Raw genomic sequence first — 12,042 nt, forward strand, 5'->3', positions numbered from 1 at the left:
ATGGAATCCAATTCGAGAACCTGAATGTTACGTCGTTTCTTTTCCTATTACCGGCCGTATCGAGGTCTTTTCATCCTCGATTTCGCTTGCGCGATCCTCTCGGGCATCCTTGAACTCGGCTTTCCGATGGCCGTGAAACTGTTTGTCGACCGGCTGCTCCTGAGCCAGGAATGGCTGCTGATCCTGCTTGCCTCTGCAGCACTTCTGGTTGTCTATGCGATCAATACCGGCCTGATGGCGGTCGTCACCTATTGGGGACATATGCTCGGCATCAATATCGAGACGGATATGCGCCGTGCGGCCTTCAACCATCTGCAAAAGCTCTCCTTCAGCTATTTCGACAACCAGAAGACCGGCCATATCGTCGGCCGCCTCACCAAGGATCTGGAAGAGATCGGCGAGGTCGCCCATCACGGACCGGAGGATCTTTTCATCGCGCTGATGACCTTTGCCGGCGCGCTCGTGCTGATGTTCTCGGTGAACTGGCAGCTTGCATTGATCACCGCGATCGTCGTGCCGCTGACGGCCTGGGTCACCAGCCATTTCGGCAGCCGCATGACCGACAATTTCCGCCGCCTCTTCAGCCGGGTCGGGGACTTCAACACGCGCATCGAGGAAAATGTCGGCGGCATCCGCGTCGTCCAAGCCTTCGCCAACGAACAGCACGAGCGCACGCTTTTCGAACAGGACAACCAGAATTACCGGCGCGTCAAGCTGGAGGCCTACAAGCTCATGGCGGCGAGCAGTTCGCTGAGTTACATGAGCATGCGGTTGACCCAGATGGTGGTGATGATCGCCGGTTCCTATTTCGTCCTTTCGGGCGAACTGACGGCCGGAGGCTTCATCGGCTTCCTCCTTCTGGTCGGCGTCTTCTTCCGCCCGGTGGAGAAGATCAATTCGGTCATTGAGACCTATCCGAAAGGCATTGCGGGCTTCCGCCGCTTTACGGAACTCATCGATACCGAACCCGACATCGCCGATGCCCCTGACGCGGTCGATATCCAGCACCTGAGGGGCGAGATCGCCTATGACGATGTCTCCTTCGGCTACGATCCGAAAAAGCCGGTTCTGAAAGACGTCAACCTCACGATCCGCGCCGGTGAAACCATCGCTTTCGTCGGACCGTCCGGCGCCGGCAAGACGACGATCTGCTCGCTGCTGCCTCGTTTCTACGAAATCGGCAGCGGCCGCATCACCATCGACGGCATGGACATTCGCAAGATGACCAAGGTGTCGCTGCGCCAGCAGATCGGCATCGTGCAGCAGGACGTCTTCCTGTTCGGCGGCACGATCCGCGACAACATCACCTATGGACGGCTGGGCGCCAGCGAAAAGGAAATCGTCGAAGCCGCACGGCGCGCGCGCCTCGAAGAAATGCTCGCCGGCCTGCCGGACGGGCTCGACACCATGATCGGCGAACGCGGCGTGAAATTGTCCGGCGGCCAGAAGCAGCGCGTGGCGATCGCCCGCATGTTCCTCAAGAACCCGCCCATCCTCATTCTGGACGAAGCGACCTCGGCGCTCGATACGGAAACGGAACGGGCGATCCAGCGCTCGCTCGGCGAACTCTCGCAGGGCCGCACGACGCTGATCATCGCTCATCGGCTCGCGACGATCCAGAGCGCCGACCGCATCGTCGTCATCGACGGCAGCGGTATCATCGAGCAGGGCACCCACCAGGACCTGATCGCCAGGCAGGGCGCCTATAACAGATTGCACGCGGCACAGGTCGGCGGCCCGTGAACAACGTCCGTCTGCCGATTGATGACTCGCTTGGACCTGATCCTGCTCACCCGGACGTCAGGTTCACCGGCCGCGCCGGCGTATTCGAGGCATGGGCGGCGCTGATCTTGCGCCTCGCGCTCGCCGCGCCGCCCTGCCTGATGACATGCCGGCTGAAAATCCTGCCGCCCGGCACAGTCCTCTCCAGAGGATGACGCCTCCCCTATCGCAGCACAAGACCTGCAGCTTCCGCGGCATCCATTGCTTCCGCATAACCTGCATCGGCATATCGGATGATGCCGAGTGACGTATCGTTCGTGATCGCATGCGAGATGCGCTCTGCCGCCGCAGCCGTGCCGTCCGCGACGATCGTCACACCGGCGCTAGTCATATAGCCCGCATAACCGCCGCCGCCGGAATGGATCACCACGAGGTCGGCCATCGACGAGCACAGCGTCATCGCGTTGATCAGCGGCCAGTCGGCGATCGCGTCGGAACCGTCTTTCATATGCTCCGTCATGATGTTCGGATGCGCCATGGCGCCGGCATCGAGATGGTCGCGCGAGAAGGCGATCGGTCCTCTCAGTTCGCCCTTCGCCACCAGATCGTTGACCGCCAGCGCAAGCTCGGTGCGTTCGCCATGGCCGAGCCAGGCGATGCGCGCCGGCAGGCCTTCGAACGGCACGTTCTCGCGCGCCAGCCTGATCCAGTTCGTGACGATATGGTTGTCCGGGAAGAGCTCCAGAACCAGGTCATCGATACGGGCGATATCGCTCTCCTCGCCCGACAGCGCCATCCAGCGGAACGGCCCGATCGCCCGGCAGAACAGCGGCCGGAGGTAAGCTTCGGTGAAGATCGGGATGTCGAAGGCGTTTTCCACGCCGCCTTGCCTGGCCTGGGTGCGGATCAGGTTGCCGTTGTCGAAGACTTCCGAGCCCCGGGCCTGGAAGTCCAGCATGGCGCGGACATGATCGGCGATCGAGGCACGGCTCGCCGCCATCAGCTGACCCTGGCCTTCCTTGCGCAAACGCCGCACCTCGTCGAGGCTCATGCCCTTCGGCACGTAGCCGTAGACGAGATCATGCGCCGAGGTCTGGTCGGAGACGACATCCGGCACAACGCCGCGCCTGACGATCTGCGGATAGATATCCGCCGCATTACCGACCAGGCCGATCGAGACGGCCAGCTTTTCCGTCACCGCTGCATCGACCATCGCGAGCGCAGCATCGAGATCGGGCGCCACCTCGTCAAGGAATCCGATCGACTTGCGTTTGGCGACCCGTTCCGGATCGATGTCGACGACAAGGATCGCGGCGCCGGCCATGCGGCCGGCCAGCGGCTGCGCGCCACCCATGCCGCCGAGGCCGGCGGTCAGCACGAAACGGCCGGACAGCGTGCCGCCGAAACGCTTTTCGGCGATCCGCATGAAGATCTCGTAGGTGCCCTGGATGACGCCCTGGCTGCCGATATATTGCCAGGCGCCGGCAGTGAGCCCGCCCCAGCAGATCAGCCCTTTTTCCTGCAGCTCATAGAAATATTCGGCCTTGGCCCACTGCCCGACGATGTTGCAGTTCGCCATGATGACGAGCGGCGCCTTGTCATGGGTCTTCAGGAGCCCTACCGGTTTGCCGGACTGGATGACCAGCGTCTGGTCCTCGTCCATCTCCTTCAGCGTCCGGACGATCGCATCATGGGCCGGCCAGTTGCGCGCGGCCTTGCCGAGCGCGGCATAGACGACGAGATTGTCCGGGTCTTCGCCGACGGACAGCACGTTTTCGAGGAGGCGCAGCAACGCCTCCTGCCGCCAGCCCTTGGCGCGGAGTTCCGGACCGCCGGGGATCGGGAAATTCGGGTGACGCGCATTGGGCTTGGGCATGGTGGTTTCTCCGGTGTCGTGAGGGGTTGACCTCACCCTAAGGTTTTCCCTTACGGCGGGGAAATCGCATTTGGACGAATTCAAACCGGGCGGTCTGCTTCACCTCTCCCCAGTAGGGAGAAGGGAAAACCACACCGGAACAGCCCTCTTTAGGCCAATGCATAATCCGCGATGCTGATCCCCAAGGCCTTCTCGCAGATCGGATAGACGGACGGGTCCTTGACGCTGGAGGCAAGCGGGATGAGCGTCTTCGGCACATGCAGAAGGAACACCCGCATGCCGGCTTTCAGCTGGCCGACGCTCATCGGTTCGCCTTCGGGCGAGAGCGTCGCGATGATATCCGGGAAGGTGGCCAGCCGATTGCCGCCGGCATCGTCCACCGCCATGTATTCGTTCATCACATGCATGGTCAGCGCCTTGTCGCCGCTGCCGAGCGTCAGTGTGCCCACATCGAAGGCCTCGTTGGTGTAGACGACCGACTTGGCGGTCACTTCCGCGTCGGTGAGGATCGAGCCGCCGGTCGTCCTGACGATCGCATCGATGATCGCGTGGCCACCCTTGCCGTCGGCGGCGATGATCGCCTCGCCGAGCTTCAGCGCCAGGCTGATGCCGCCGAGTGCTGCGTTGTTCCGAACGTAGGATGCGCGCAGCGGATTGCGGCAGGAGGCGATGAAGCCGCCGGACATGTCGGAGGCGGTGCGCAGCACGGGCGAGACCTTGGCGGTCGCGCCGCGGATGACCAGTTCGATATAGCGGTTCTCGGCGCGGTTGCCGCCGACGGCGGTCTGGATCATCTGCTCGGGGGAATTCGCCATGCCGATCGAGCCCATGTCGCCGGTCGGATGAGCGCGCACGTCGCCGACGGCGTCGAGCACCTTGGTGCCGAGAATGGCGGACGGCAGCCAGCCGTTCAGCGTCGAGGATTTGCCGTTCTGGCCGATCATCAGGGCTGCGATCTTTTCGCCAAGCGCATCCTGCAGAAGCTGCACGGCCTTCACATAGTCGATGCCCTGCATTTCCCAATTAGTGGTGGAGGCCGGCGCGCCGATCGCGGCGGCGGTCGCCACCCAGTCGTCATCGCCGAGTTCATCGATGGTGATCAGCTCCGGCCTGCCTATGCTGACCGCCGCATACCCCAGCATCCGGCCGTGGTCGGCCCAGCCGCCGCCGCCCGCAGCATAGACGGAGCCGCCGCGCACCGCCGCCTCGACATCCTTTTCGGTCAGAATCCGCCCCATGCCCTTGCTCCTTTATTGCTTGTCCAGCTTCAAGACCGTTTCGTAGAGAACTGCAGCGCCGAGCGCGATATCATCGTTTTCCGCCCATTCCTCCGGCGCATGGCTGCGCCCGTCGCGGCAGGGAATGAAGATCATCGCCGCAGGAGCCGCCTTGGCAAGGAAAGCGGCATCATGGCCGGCGCCGGACACCATGCGGCGGCTCGACGCTCCCAGCCCCTTCGCACTCTCCTCGATCAACGCAACCACGGGCTCCGCCATCGGCGTCGCCGGATTGTTCGATATCCGGCGGGGTGCAGGAATAGTCACTCCGCTCTTCTCCGCCGTTTGTGCGGTCAAGGCCACTACGGCGTCTTGGAATTGATCCATGACCGCCGGATCTTCCGCCCGCGCATCGATCAGCATGCGAACATGGGACGGGACGACGTTGGCAGCATTGGGCTCCATCGAAAATTCCCCAACGGTGGCCGCAAAATGGCTCGGCCCCCGGGCGATCTCCGAGGCGATCCGCTCGATACCGAGCACGACGCGCGAGGCCGAAGTCAGTGCGTCGCGCCGCAACCCCATCGGCGTCGTACCGGCGTGGTCGGCCCGGCCCTCGATCACGATCTCGATCCGGGTGATGCCGGCGATCGCGGTCACCGCGCCGATGTCCATCCCGTCCCTTTCAAGCACCGGCCCCTGCTCGATATGCAGTTCCAGAAAAGCCTTGATGTCGTTGCGGCCGCCGATCGCTGACGGATCGCCCCCGACCATGCAGATGCCGTCCGCAAGGCTCATGCCGTCCGCCTGCCGTTCCAGCCATTCGGCGGGACGAAGACCCAGCATGCCGCGGCTGCCGATGCAGGACACGCCGAAGATCGACACTTCCTCCGCAAGAAAATCGACGATCTCCAGATCATGGTCGAGTACGATCCCGGCCTCGTCCAGCGCACGCGCCACTTCCAGAGCCGCGGCCACGCCGGCGATCCCGTCGAACCGGCCGCCGTTCGGCACCGTGTCCGAATGCGAGCCGAGCATGATCACGCCTTGCGAGCCACCACCCTTGCGAGCGCCGACGAGATTGCCGGCCGCGTCGACATGCGTCCGGAGACCGGCCTCCCTGAAGCGCCTTTCAAGATAGGCCCGCCCCTTTAGGAACATCGGCGTGAAAGCACGCCGCGTCCAGGGGCTGTCCGGCTCGGTGATCGCGGCAAGCTCGCCGATATCCGCCGCGATCCGCTCCGCCTTGATGGAAAGGTTGCGCGTCATGCCGCAAGCCCTTGAAGTGGCAGGCCCTTCAACGGCCGAACGAACCGACCGTTGCCCGGCTGGACCAGAACTTTCGATCCGTCATAGGCAAGCTCGCCCCGCAGATAGGCCGCAGCGACCTTGTAGGGCAGCGTCATCCCGTCATAGGGCGACCAGCCAACGATGTTGTTTCCCGTCTTCGAAGCGTCGAAGACATGCTCTTGGGGCGTCAGGACGGCAATATCCGCATGCTTGCCGATTTCGAGTGCGCCCTTGATATGGTCGATCCGGAAATGCCGCGCCGGATTGAGCGCCATCAGCCTTGCGGCCCATGTAAGCGGCACGCCGCGCTCCAGGGCACCTTTCACGAAAAGCGGCATCATGGCTTCCAGGCCGGGCAGGCCCGAGGCATTGGCCAGCATATCCGGGTTGGTCTTGCGATCCAGCGACCAGCTGACATGGTCGGTCGAAAGCAGCGTCACGTTGCCGGCAGCCACATGGCGCCAGAGCTTTTCCACCTCCGCCCGCGGCCGGATCGGAGGATTGCACTTGGAACGTCCGCCGAGCCTCTTTGCATCCGTCTCGCTGTCGAGCGTCAGATAATGGATAAGGCATTCCACAGTCGCCCGATGGCCCTGCGCACGATATGCGGCGGCGATTTCGTAACCGCGCCCCAGCGAGCAATGCACCACATGCGCCGGGCAGCCGGTGGCTGCGCCGATCTCGTAGATCTCAGCCATCGCAAGCAGTTCGGTGAGCGGTGGGCGGGACATTTCATGGGCGCGATAGTCGGTGATGCCCGAAGCTTTCACCTTCGCCATCGCCGCACGCACATATTCGTCGTTCTCGTTATGGACGCCCGCCGCCAGACCTGTGGGCGCGATCGCGGCAAAGCATTCCGCCATCAGCGGCGCGGGGATGCGCGGAAAACGCTTCGGGTCGGTGCCGAAGGTGGAGAACTTGAATGCCGCGACACCGGCGTCCACCTGCTCGCGGATTCGCGTGGCCCCCTCCTCCGGATCGATCGTGCCGTAAAGCGCGAAATCGACGCGTGCCTGGCTTTCGCCGTGCAGCACCTTGCCGCGCACCGCCTCCGCCGAAGAGATCAGGTTGCCCTCATCGTAAGGCATGTCGACAATGGTCGTCACGCCGCCCGCCGCGGCCGAACGGGTCGACCAGACGAAATCCTCCTGGTCCCTCTGGGAAAGCGAATGAACCTGCGCATCGATGGCGCCCGGCAGGATCAGCGCATCCTTCAGATCGTGACGCTCCTTCGCCGCCGGCATCTCGCCCTGTCCGAGCGACGCCACCAACCCGTCGCGAACGGCGACATGGCCCTCCGGGACGATGCGATCCGGAAGGACCAGCGTCCCCTTCAGAACAAGATCGAAATCCGCCATGGACCATTTCTCCCCAATCGATGCATCGCCTCGGCGTCCGGCCTGCGACGAAGCCACGATAGGGGAATTTACAGAACCGAGGGATATCCCATATCGTGAACGAATTATACCTGACTGCCCCTCCGGCCGGATACCTGCGGAAAGTCTGAGCAATGGACATCGCCACTCTTCTGATGGCCCACTACGCACTTTCGCTCGGCAGCCTGAGGGGCGCGGCGCGGGCGCTGGGGCGGCCCGTCGCCAGCGTTTCGGCAGCCCTCGCGCGTCTGCAGTCACATATAGCAACTCCGTTGACGACGACCACCGGCAACCGCATTCTGCCGACGCTGGAAGGCCGCCGCCTTGCCGGAGACCTGAGACGCATCGCCGATCTCGTTCTGGAACTTGCCGCGCTTTCGAAAGTGCCCGAACCCATGCCGGCGGAGCGCCATGCGGCCCGCATGTCGGTTTCGCTGCTGGCGCTCTCGCGTCTCCTCGTGGTGGCGCGGACAGGCAGCATCCGCAGCGCAGCCATCGAGATCGGCATCGGCCAGCCGCAATTGACGCGCCAGCTGAAAAGCCTGGAGCAGGAACTCGGCACCGCGCTTCTCGATCGCACCGCCTCAGGCGCCACCCCGACCGAAACAGGCAAGGGGTTTCTGGCGCTGTCCGAAGAGCTGGAGACGATCTGGCTCAGGATCTCCGGTCACGCCGGGGATCGCTTCCGCCGGGCCAGCCGGATGATCAACCTCGGCTCGGTCGCGCCGCTCGGCCGCGAAAGCCGGATCGCCAAGATCCTGGCCCTGCTCGCAGCCGAATGGCCGTTGCGGCAGCCGCATAATCCGCTCTACATCTCCAGCACGAACGCGGAGGAGTTGCTGTCGGGATTGAACAACCGGCTCTACGACATCGTATTGCTGGACACGCCGGAGGTTCCCTCCGGCATCGATCATCGCACAGTCTCGCGCTCGAGCCTTGCATTGGTGGGCTCTTCCGAGCTGATCGCCACGCATCGGCGCGACCCGAGACGCCTGCTGATGAACGCGCCGCTTGCGCTACCAAGCCTGAAAAGCGGCCTCAGGCAGAAATTCGTGACATTGGCGGCAGACATATTGACGCCCGAGGAACAGGCGAAGATCTCCTTCGTAGAGATCGACTCCATCCCTGTTATCGCCAATCTCGTGATCGAGCACGGTTATATCGCGCTCCTGCCGCAATGGGCGATCCTCGGCCTCGACGACAAGATGGCGGCCATTCCGCTGGCGGAAGCCTACGACATGCAGCTCTCCCTCGCCTGGAAGAAGGACACACGGTCGGACACGGTTGCGGATATCGTCCAACGCATACTGGTCGGCGGCAAGCTCATGGGAGCCTGATGATTTATTAGGCGAAGGCGGAAGCCGCCTCGGGCCGAGGCATCCGTTGTTCGAGATTTGGGATATGTCCAACCTGGGCGATTGCGATAGCTTTCTATCGACCTTCTGGATTTTCTACGTTTTGCGTTCGAAGGCGAATGGGAATGCTTGGAAGCGTTCAATGCGCAGCATAGCGTATGACGCTTTTCATCTGGGAACGAGGGGTAGGACATGCTTCAAAAGACACTCGCGTTGTTTCTGACCGCCACTGCGATCGGTATTGCCGTTCCGGCCGCCGCGCAGGATCAGTCACCGCTCAAATCCGCCATCGACGCCACCTTCGCGCCGCACGCCATGCCGAAGGTTTCCGGCGGCCTTGAAGGTTTCAACATCGATGTCGTCGACGAGATATCCAAACGGATCGGCCGCAAGATCGAGGTCGAAGGCACGCAGTTTGCAGGCCTCATCCCGGCGCTCCAGGCCGGCACCTACGACTTTCTCACCGCCGTCGTGACGATAACGCCGGAACGCGCCCAGCAAATGCTCTTCATGGAAGGTTTCGTAGACGCCGACTACCGCTTCCTGACGCTCAAGGACAAACCCGACATCACCAGGCTCGAAGACCTGAAGGACAAGGTCATCGCCGTCCAGAAGGGCTCGATTTACGAGAAGTGGGTCAACGACAACGCCGCCAAGTATGGCTGGACCGCACAGTCCTTCGCGACCAGCACGGACGCTGTGCAGGCGGTTCTCGCCGGCCGCGCCTATACGAATGTTTCCGCCGCGACGGTGGTTGCCTGGGTGGTGAAGAACAACCCGCGCCTCAAGAATGCCTATCTCTACGAAACAGGCCTCACCTGGTCGATGCCGACCCGCAACGATCGCATCGAACTGCGCGACACGCTCGAAAACGCGCTGGAATGCATGAAGAAGGACGGCACCCTGACCAAGCTCTACGTCAAGTGGTTCGAAGTCGAGCCGAAGCCTGGTTCCTCCACCACGACGATCTATCCGGGTTATGGCGCGCCGGGAGTCCAGGGCTACGATCCCACCGCGCACGAGCCGAAATGCTGAGCCGGCATTCGACCGCGAACGACACCTCGCAGGGCTTCCTTCTGGAGGCCCTGCAGATCCGCAAGACCTTTGGCCAGACCGAAGTCCTGAAAGGTGTCGATCTACAGGTCAGGCCGGGCGAACTCGTCTTCCTCATCGGCCCTTCCGGCTCCGGCAAGAGCACGCTGCTGCGCTGCTGCAACCGGCTGGAGGAGCCGACCGGCGGCACGCTCAGGCTCGATGGCGTCGACCTGCTGGCGAACACGACCGACATAAACCAGATGCGCCGCAAGATCGGCATGGTCTTCCAAGGGTTCAACCTCTATCCGCATCTGACCGCCATGGGAAATGTCACGCTTGCGCTCCGCAAGGTGATGAAAATGACGAAGGCGGAAGCGGAAGCAAGGGCGATGGAGAATCTCGGGCTTGTCGGCATGGCCGAGAAGGCGAATTCCTTTCCCTCCCAGCTTTCCGGCGGACAGCAGCAGCGCGTCGGAATTGCCCGCTCGCTGGCGCTCGAACCGATGCTGATCCTCATGGACGAGCCGACGTCGGCGCTTGACCCCGAACTGGTGGACAGCGTGCTGGAAGTCATCAAATCCCTGCGCAACCGCGGCATGACGATGGTGATCGCCAGCCACGAGATGAATTTCGCCCGCAGTGCCGCCGATCGCGTCGTCTTCCTCGAAAACGGCCTCGTGGTTGAATCCGGCACCGCCGAACAGATATTCACGAATGCTCGGCACGAACGCACCCGCCAATTCCTCCGGCAGGTACGGCACTAGGAGCGCTTCATGGGGGCCTGGGACCGCTTCGTCTTCACCTTCTTCAACGCGGATATCGCCTCGCGCTATTGGCCGATGATCCTTGACGGCCTGTGGGTGACGATCCTCGCAGGCCTTGCGGTGGTGGTGACCGGCATCGTCGCCGGCATGCTGCTTGCTTCGCTGAGGACGCTCGGCGTCCGGGCGATCGACATCCCGATCATTTTCTTCGTCGACATTTTCCGCGCCTTGCCACCCCTCGCGATCATCCTGGTGATCTTCTTCGGCCTGCCGAATGTCGGCATCGTGCTGCCGAGCCTCGTGGTTCTGTGGATTTCGCTCGGGCTGGTGCTCGCCGCCTTTTCGGAAGAAGTCTTCTGGGCCGGCATCACGTCGGTCCCGCCTGGCCAGTGGATGGCGGCCCAATCTACCGGCATGACCTTCGGCCAGACGCTGTTCTCCGTCATCCTGCCGCAGGCTGTGCGGCTTGCCATTCCGCCGCTCACCAACCGGACGATCTCGATCACCAAGAACCTCGCGCTCGGCAGCGCGATCGGGGTCAACGAGATTCTGGGGCAGGCAAACTCGGCGCTTTCCATGTCCTCGAACGCCACGCCGCTGACCATGGGCGCATTCCTCTATGTGCTCGTCTTCGCACCGCTGATCGTCGCCTCGCGGCTGCTCGAACGGCGTTACCAGTGGGGAGGCCACTGAGATGGAGATGCTGGTCCAGGAATTCTTCAATTTCGAGATCATGGCCCGCGTCTGGCCGATGATCCTCGCCGGTCTCTACCAGACGGCGCTGCTTTGCGCCGTGCTGATCCCGATCGGAATTGCCGGCGGCATCGGCACCATGGTACTGGCCACCTCCCGCCACCGCGGGCTTCGCTGGCCGACGATCGTGGCGATCGATTTCTTCCGTTCTTTCCCGCCGCTGGTGCTGATCATCTTCGTCTACGCCGGCATCCCCTTCCTGGGTCTGCAAGTGCCGGCGCCCGCGGCCATCAGCCTCGCCTTCTTCCTGAACGCATCGAGCTATTTCGGCGAGATTTTCCGTGCGGGCATGAAAAGCGTGCCGAAGGGACAGATGGAAGCCGCCCGCTCCACCGGCATGACGGCGGCCCAGGCCTTCCTCTACGTCACGTTCCCGCAGGCGGTGCGCAACGTGCTGCCGGACCTGCTCTCCAATACGATCGAACTGGTCAAGCTGACCACTCTCGCAAGCGTGGTCTCCGTGCCGGAACTCCTGCATTCGGCCGATCTTGCCCGGTCGCTGACCTACAATTCCTCGCCCTTGATCCTGGCTGCCGCGATCTATCTCGTCGTGTTATGGCCACTCGTGCGCATCATCAGCCGGCTGGAACACAGGCTGAGATGACCGGCTCGAGCGGCCCCGCATCCGGCTGATCCGCCGCCCTGCGATCGGCG

General features: G+C 63.0%; 11 protein-coding genes. 7 read left to right on the forward strand and 4 right to left on the reverse strand.

The window, feature by feature from the left end; all coding sequences use genetic code 11:
• Nucleotides 1-24: 24 nt before the first annotated feature.
• Nucleotides 25-1,743 (forward strand): ABC transporter ATP-binding protein, encoded by a 1,719-nt coding sequence (locus ACFFP0_RS03590; protein ID WP_377256339.1) that lies wholly within the window; start codon nucleotides 25-27, stop codon nucleotides 1,741-1,743.
• Nucleotides 1,740-1,937: a hypothetical protein gene (locus ACFFP0_RS03595; RefSeq protein ID WP_377256342.1), complete on the forward strand. Its 198-nt coding sequence runs from the start codon at nucleotides 1,740-1,742 to the stop codon at nucleotides 1,935-1,937. Before ACFFP0_RS03590 ends, ACFFP0_RS03595 begins: the two co-directional genes overlap by 4 nt.
• An 8-nt stretch (nucleotides 1,938-1,945) precedes the next feature.
• Here ACFFP0_RS03595 and ertB read toward each other — a convergent pair whose 3' ends face one another.
• From ertB to ertD, 4 genes are all read right to left on the reverse strand, one after another.
• Complete coding sequence (gene ertB / locus ACFFP0_RS03600) at nucleotides 1,946-3,598, reverse strand: thiourocanate hydratase (protein WP_377256344.1); 1,653 nt, start codon at nucleotides 3,596-3,598, stop codon at nucleotides 1,946-1,948.
• Between the two features lie 149 nt (nucleotides 3,599-3,747).
• Entirely contained in the window at nucleotides 3,748-4,836 is a 1,089-nt protein-coding gene (gene ertC, locus ACFFP0_RS03605; protein ID WP_377256347.1) for a thiohydantoin desulfurase, read from the reverse strand.
• 12 nt (nucleotides 4,837-4,848) lie between these two features.
• A complete protein-coding gene (locus tag ACFFP0_RS03610) occupies nucleotides 4,849-6,084 on the reverse strand; it encodes a Zn-dependent hydrolase (RefSeq protein WP_377256350.1) in 1,236 nt (411 codons plus the stop codon).
• A complete protein-coding gene (gene ertD / locus ACFFP0_RS03615; protein ID WP_377256353.1) occupies nucleotides 6,081-7,463 on the reverse strand; it encodes a hydantoin-5-propionate amidohydrolase in 1,383 nt (460 codons plus the stop codon). The genes ACFFP0_RS03610 and ertD overlap by 4 nt, the downstream gene beginning before the upstream one ends.
• 152 nt (nucleotides 7,464-7,615) lie before the next feature.
• Between ertD and ACFFP0_RS03620 the strand changes: the two genes are divergently transcribed.
• The 5 genes from ACFFP0_RS03620 to ACFFP0_RS03640 all read left to right on the forward strand — a co-directional run bounded on the left by ACFFP0_RS03620 (nucleotide 7,616) and on the right by ACFFP0_RS03640 (nucleotide 11,992).
• Complete coding sequence (locus ACFFP0_RS03620; RefSeq protein WP_377256356.1) at nucleotides 7,616-8,818, forward strand: LysR family transcriptional regulator; 1,203 nt, start codon at nucleotides 7,616-7,618, stop codon at nucleotides 8,816-8,818.
• 210 nt (nucleotides 8,819-9,028) lie between these two features.
• Nucleotides 9,029-9,871, forward strand: a complete 843-nt coding sequence (locus tag ACFFP0_RS03625; protein WP_377256359.1) for a transporter substrate-binding domain-containing protein — start codon at nucleotides 9,029-9,031, stop codon at nucleotides 9,869-9,871.
• A complete protein-coding gene (locus tag ACFFP0_RS03630) occupies nucleotides 9,865-10,635 on the forward strand; it encodes an amino acid ABC transporter ATP-binding protein (RefSeq protein WP_377256362.1) in 771 nt (256 codons plus the stop codon). The genes ACFFP0_RS03625 and ACFFP0_RS03630 overlap by 7 nt, the downstream gene beginning before the upstream one ends.
• A 9-nt stretch (nucleotides 10,636-10,644) precedes the next feature.
• Nucleotides 10,645-11,328, forward strand: coding sequence for an amino acid ABC transporter permease (locus ACFFP0_RS03635; RefSeq protein WP_377256365.1), 684 nt, complete (start codon nucleotides 10,645-10,647; stop codon nucleotides 11,326-11,328).
• 1 nt (nucleotide 11,329) lies between these two features.
• On the forward strand, nucleotides 11,330-11,992 hold the full coding sequence (locus tag ACFFP0_RS03640; protein ID WP_377256368.1) for an amino acid ABC transporter permease: 663 nt from the start codon (nucleotides 11,330-11,332) through the stop codon (nucleotides 11,990-11,992).
• The last annotated feature ends 50 nt before the right edge of the window (nucleotides 11,993-12,042 follow it).

The organism is Neorhizobium puerariae (assembly GCF_042429745.1).
GTDB classification, from domain to species: Bacteria; Pseudomonadota; Alphaproteobacteria; order Rhizobiales; family Rhizobiaceae; genus Neorhizobium; species Neorhizobium puerariae.